General features: G+C 55.3%; 1 protein-coding gene. It reads right to left on the reverse strand.

What is annotated here, in order from left to right:
- Positions 1 to 35 precede the first annotated feature (35 nt).
- A protein-coding gene (locus ACVKSX_RS23675) for an IS3 family transposase (RefSeq protein WP_354439729.1) occupies positions 36 to 1,252 on the reverse strand; the annotation gives its coding sequence in 2 pieces (ribosomal slippage) (positions 36 to 907 and positions 907 to 1,252; 1,218 coding nt in all).
- Positions 1,253 to 1,307: the final 55 nt, after the last annotated feature.

The following is a 1,307-nucleotide window of genomic DNA, read 5'->3' on the forward strand; positions in this document are numbered from 1 at the left end:
TGACTAGTCCTGGCATAAGTTGACACATTATGCCGTTAAAACGCCTGATGCACTGCATCAGGCGTTTTGTATTTCAGCGACAGGTGCGGCCGCTGACCGTTGTAGATTTTTACCGACTCCGCCACCATTTTCCCTGCCTGAACGATGTCTGCCGGGCGGGTGATCAGCAGCTCGTTTTTCAGTATTCCGTTAACCCTCTCCGCCAGCGCATTCTGGTAGCAGTCATAGCCATCCGTCATTGAGCAGATGAGGCCGTGCTTTTCATGCACCGACTGATACAGCGCTGAGCAGTACTGTATCCCCCGATCGGAGTGGTGGATCAGCGGCGTCCTGCCGCGTCTGTTTCTCAGCGCCATCTGCAGCGCCTTTACCACGTGCTCTGTATGGAGGCTTTCATGTACATGGTAGCCCACTATTTTTCGTGAGAACGCGTCGGTCACCAGGCTCACGTAAGCCGTGCCGGTTCTGACCGGGAGCCAGGTGATGTCCGCCACCCACACCTGCTCCGGGCCGGAGATGACGGCCTGCCCCGGCCCGCCTTTCAGCAGGTTCGGATGCTTATAAAAACGATGATGGCTGTGGGTTGTTTTATGATAAGCCCTGGCCGGACGTACCAGCAGGCCGGCCTGCCGCAGGACGGTAAACAGGCTGTCCCGCCCGATATGCAGTGCAGAGTCATCCCGACAGTTGAGGATATGGTGCAGCTTACGCGTGCCCAGACGCGGTTGCTGCATCCTGAGGTTTTTCACCTCCTCAGTAATGCGGCTGGCCTGCTCTGCCTTACGCTGCCCGCGCTGACATCCCTGATACCACGCCTGACGGCTTATTTTTAAAAAACGGCAGACCCTGACGATGGTCAGTCCGGGTGTTTCTGTCTGCGCGATAAGGAAGCTAACTGCTTTTTTGTCAGCGTGGCGCCGAACTCAGTGTTCATGACCTTCACGACGGCCTCGAAGAACTGTGCCTTAACTTCGGACTCAGCCAGCTGCTGCTCAAGCTCTTTGATTCGCTGTTCGGGGGTAAGGGGAAGGGATTTTGTCATGAGTCCTCCACGGGTGCTGCGCTGCGCTGAAGAGTGCCAGTCCAGCTGGCCATACTTACGCAGCCAGTTCAGAACGGTGGAGCACCCCTGAATACCGTAGCGCTCCTGAGCCTGACGATATGTCATCTCACCTTTTTCAACCTGCTCAACGACGGCCAGTTTAAAGGACAGAGAGTAGTCCCGTTGTGTACGTTTAACATACTGTTTCATCACATTCTCCTTAAAACATCGGGAAAATGTGTCAACGCTATTCAGGACGGGTCAG

Source organism: Pantoea sp. PvP021 (assembly GCF_054056055.1).